Annotated in this window: 5 protein-coding genes and 1 pseudogene; all 6 read right to left on the bottom strand. The window is 69.0% G+C overall.

Translation table 11 applies throughout. The features are described from left to right. Positions 1-27: 27 nt before the first annotated feature. Positions 28-420, bottom strand: coding sequence for a hypothetical protein (locus ON27_RS29640; protein WP_043734992.1), 393 nt, complete (start codon positions 418-420; stop codon positions 28-30). A gap of 239 nt (positions 421-659) precedes the next feature. Then, positions 660-806 (bottom strand): hypothetical protein, encoded by a 147-nt coding sequence (locus tag ON27_RS43270; protein ID WP_157227395.1) that lies wholly within the window; start codon positions 804-806, stop codon positions 660-662. Positions 807-927: 121 nt separating this feature from the next. Then, positions 928-1,455: a single-stranded DNA-binding protein gene (locus ON27_RS29635; protein ID WP_043734990.1), complete on the bottom strand. Its 528-nt coding sequence runs from the start codon at positions 1,453-1,455 to the stop codon at positions 928-930. Between the two features lie 54 nt (positions 1,456-1,509). Further along, positions 1,510-2,493, bottom strand: a complete 984-nt coding sequence (locus tag ON27_RS29630; RefSeq protein ID WP_051047104.1) for a DNA-processing protein DprA — start codon at positions 2,491-2,493, stop codon at positions 1,510-1,512. A 542-nt stretch (positions 2,494-3,035) separates the two neighbouring features. Beyond that, entirely contained in the window at positions 3,036-3,260 is a 225-nt protein-coding gene (locus tag ON27_RS29620) for a hypothetical protein (protein WP_043734984.1), read from the bottom strand. 103 nt (positions 3,261-3,363) lie between these two features. After that, positions 3,364-3,794, bottom strand: a pseudogene (locus ON27_RS29615) (hypothetical protein); the annotation flags it as partial.

Genomic DNA, 3,794 nt, shown 5'->3' with positions numbered 1-3,794 from the left:
GCCCGCTCACGTGCCCAGCACCAGGCATCAGGTGTGCGGGTCATCGGGGAGGTCGATGGCCGCCCACGCCTGTTGCCAGGTGGCGGTGAAGCTGGTGCCGTTCTCGGCGGCGCTGATGCCCTCGTCGTGGGACTGTGTCGCGTCGTAGATGACGACGGTCCAGCTGTCGATGTCGCTGCGCCGGGCAGCGAGTCCGGCGTCGATGCTGGTGATCAGGACGTAGAGGGTGCCGCTCGGGTCGATGATCGGCCCGGCGTCGGCTTCGATGGCCACGAACGCGAAGGCGGGCATTCCGCCGGTGTCGACGACGCGGGGATTGCCGCCGATCCCGGTCAGGAACTCGACTTCGGGACCGTGGGCGGCGAGCAGCGGTGCCGCGATGTGTTCGGGCGCGGGAAAATTGGGTGAGTCGATGGACATTGCGCCTCCTGTCTGTCGCCGGGCCGGTGCACCCACCCCGCGAAGGCCCGGCGACAGTGCGCGTGAGTTCGAGCCGGACTGGCTCGCGCATCTGGGTATCTCCTGGTCCGGGTGAGACAGCGGTGGATCCACACCACTCGCGTGGATCTACCGCTGTCGAGAGGGTGGGTTCGATTCAGGGCTGTTCTTCGCGCATCTGCGACTCGCGGCAGATCCGCTGCCAGGTGCGCACGAGTCGATCACCGGGCCGCAGGGGCCGCGACGGCCTCTGCGCGGTCGCTGGACTCGCACCACAGCTGCCCGTCGGGGCCGAGCACGCTGTACCAGCGGGTCGGCTCCCAGTCACCGTGGTCGCGGGTGTCGGTCGAGTTCTCGGGATTGTGCACGCGGTGGTCGACCTTTCGACAGTGGATCGGCGCGCGCGGGATGCGAGAAGGGCGCGCGATCGCTTCCGCGAGCGCCGCTGACGCCGGGCGCGCGGAGGTCGGAGTCGCGCGGGACGGGTTTCTAGAACGAGGGCTCCTCGCCTCCGCCGAATCCGCCGCCGAACCCTCCGCCGAATCCGCTACCGGTGGTGGCCCAGGGATCGTCGTCGCCGCTGCGGTTGCCGGTTGCCGCGCCGACGAGCTCGCGGGAGCGATCGCTGCTATCGTTCGTGTTGGTGTGGTTGGGCTTTCGTTTGGTGACCTTGGCGGTGGCGTAGCGCAGCGAGGGACCGACCTCGTCGACCTCGAGCTCGACGACGGTGCGTTTCTCGCCTTCGCCGGTCTGGTAGCTGCGCTGCTTGAGACGGCCGCTGACCAGAACACGCGCTCCGCGGGTCAGCGACTCCGCGGCGTTCTCGGCGGCCTCTCGCCAGAGGCTGCACCGCAGGAACAGCGCTTCGCTGTCCTTCCACTGGTTGGTGTTGCGGTCGAAATATCGCGGGGTGGACGCGACGGTGAAATTCGCGACCGCGGTACCAGCCGGCGTGAATTTCAGCTCTACGTCCGCCGTGAGATTCCCTATCACGGTGATGACGGTGTCTCCGGCCATAGCAGTTCTCCTCGAAGTTCGATGATCAACAGGGACAGATGAATTCGCGCGGGATCAGCGCACGGGTGCGGCCCCGCGCCGGTCGTGTTCGGTGTCGGTACGCGGCTGGTCGCCGCGCTGGTGGCGGGGTTCGGGGTCGGCGGTTTCGTTGAGCGCGGTGAGCACGTCGGTGACCGAGTGCGCGGGGCGGGCGTGACCGTCGCCGATGAGCTGGTGACAGCCAAGCGACGTCGAGAGGCGGCCGGGCACAGCCAGCACCGGGCGGTGCAGCCGCCGCGCCCACCGCGCGGTGGACAGGGTGCCCGAGCGCAGCCCGGCCTCGGGGATCACCAGCTGCCGCGACATCGCCGCGACCAGTCGATTGCGCGCCAGCAACCGCGCACGGTCGACACCCTCACGCGGCGGGTATTCCGACACGATCGCGCCGGTCTCGGCGACGGCGTCGAACACCTCGGCGTGCGCGGTGGGATAGACGCGGTCGATCCCGGCCGCGGACACGAGCGTGGTCGGCGCGCCGTGGTCGAGGGCGGCCTGGTGGACGAGCACGTCCACGCCGAACGCCCCACCGCTGACCATGTGCACACCCCGCACGGCCAACGCCGTCGCGATCTCGCCGGTGATGCGGGCACCGCGCGGGGAGACCGCCCGGGTACCGATGACACCGACGCGGGTCAGCACCGAGACCGGGTCGATGGTGCCGCGTACCCAGACCGCCACCGGCGCGTCCAGATACCGGTCGTCGGGGGAGTCGAGGTCGTCGAATCCCAGTCCGGTCCAAGCGGGATCGTGGGGGGTGAGCAACCACGCCCCGATGTCGGTGGCGCGGTCGAGATCGCGGGCGGCCAGCTCGGCCACCGACAACCTCGAACCGGGTCCGGCCGGGAGCGCGCCGATCCGGTCGGCGGCCTCCTCGATGTCGGTGGCGGCCGAGCGAGTGGCCGCGAGCGCGCGGGCAGTGGTGGCCGGGGTGAGCGCGGCGCGGGCCAGGATCGCCCACGCCCGCAGCCGTGTATCGGAGACCGTGGCGATCGTGTGCATGGCAATGCTCCTCGAAAGTGGTGGTGCCGGGCCGGTTGCCGGGGCGGGAGAATCGCGGCCTGCCTGGGCACCGGAGTCGGGTGTCGCAGGGTTGGTCAGCCGGGTGCGATGGTGATGCCGGTGAGGTGTGCAGGGCGTGGCGCCAGTCGGCGAAGCGGGTGTTTAGGTGCTCGTCGGGGATCCGGTGTCTGCAGTCACCTCCGGCGTAACCCCCCACCCGCCGCAATCGTGGGTGACCGCAGCCAGACACAGCTCGCCGTCCCAGACCCGGACTTCGCTCGCGTCCGTCTCGCCGGCCGGGTCCGCGGTGAGATCGTCATCGCCGCGACAGAACTGGAGACGCAGGCCCGCACCGGCCGTCGCGACGGTGGGTACCGGCGATCGCGAGACCGGTTCGGCGGTCGAGGGGTTCGGGGTGGGATCGAGCATGCGGGTACCCCAGACTCCGGTGGTCGAGGGCAGCGGTGGACGAACGAACCGACACTGGCGGGCGGCACCTGGCCGGACTCGCCCGCCCGTGTCGTATTCCGTGGTGCCGGATCTCAGGAGGGGCCGGTGTCGGAGAGTTCGACGGAGAAGGTGTTCGGGTAGACGGTGATGACGAGCCAGGCCGCAGTGTCGGGTCCACGCAGCGTGTCGATGAACGCGGCCCCGTCCTCGCCGAAAGACTCCGTCAGCGGCAGGTATTCGACGAAGTCGTCACCCAGCGGCGGGCCGTGATTCCAGTGGGTGCCGTATCCGTGGCCGTGGGCGTAGACGACATGCATCTTGCTGTCCGGGGGATCGGCCTCGGTGCGGGCTTGGCGGGGCAGACCAACCGGTGGACGGCGATATTCGAAGGTTGCGGTATTCCTGCTGTGAGGCGGGGTTTCAGGGTGCGTGGAAGAGGTAGTCGGCCCAGCTTGATTTGGCGAATCGAGCCCATCGGTGCGCGGTCGCGGGGTGGATTCCGAACAGGTCGCTGACCACGACGGCGTCGAGATCGGTGATGTTGGCCATCATGGCTGTGTTCCGTGCGGCGATGCTGGGAAGTCCGTGTTCTCTCAGCAAGAGGGCAAGTCCCGCACTGACTCGTGGACGGCCGCCGCGCTGTCCGCGGAACAGGTAGGTGGGTTGGTCTCGGGTGATGTGCCGGACCATGGATCTCGATCCGCCTTGGGTGATCAGCTGATCAAGCAGTCGAGACAGCGTGGGCGGCAGGATAACTGGGTGTTTGTCGATGTCGAGGTAGCTGTGCGTGTCGTCGCGGTGGAGTTGATCGGTGGTGATTTCGACGATGCGGGTCAGAGGAAGCGCATAGA

Source organism: Nocardia asiatica NBRC 100129 (genome assembly GCF_000308415.1).
In the GTDB taxonomy this organism is placed as follows: Bacteria; Actinomycetota; Actinomycetes; order Mycobacteriales; family Mycobacteriaceae; genus Nocardia; species Nocardia asiatica.
The sequence above is the reverse complement of the archived record's forward strand: the minus strand, read 5'-3'. Positions and strand labels throughout refer to the sequence as shown.